The 356-nt window shown below is 65.2% G+C and carries 1 protein-coding gene; it reads left to right on the plus strand.

Translation table 11 applies throughout. The features are described 5' to 3' along the window. On the plus strand, positions 1 to 356 hold a 356-nt coding region (locus tag OO68_RS48990; RefSeq protein WP_033314740.1), incomplete at both ends, for a CpaD family pilus assembly protein.

Raw genomic sequence — 356 nt, forward strand, 5'->3', positions numbered from 1 at the left:
CGTCACCATCGACGTTCCTGCCGACACGCCGAACGCACGGACCGCGCAGGAATCGCTGCGCGAGATCCAGGCGACCTTTACCGCCGCCGGCGTGCCGCCGCGCGGAATCCTCGTGCGGAAATACCATCCCGAGGATCCGCGGCAGATGCCCGCGATCCGCGTGAACTACCCGAAGATGAAAGCGGTCGCCGGTCCGTGCGGTCTCTGGCCGGAGGATCTCGGCCCGTCGATCCACAACGGGTCCTATATCGAGAACAAGCAGTATTACAATTTCGGCTGCGCCAATCAGCGCAACCTCGCAGCCATGATCGAAGACCCGACCGACCTCGTCCAGCCGCGCGCGGAGACCCCTGCCT

It is taken from the genome of Streptomyces iakyrus (genome assembly GCF_000717055.1).
GTDB lineage: Bacteria > Actinomycetota > Actinomycetes > Streptomycetales > Streptomycetaceae > Streptomyces > Streptomyces iakyrus.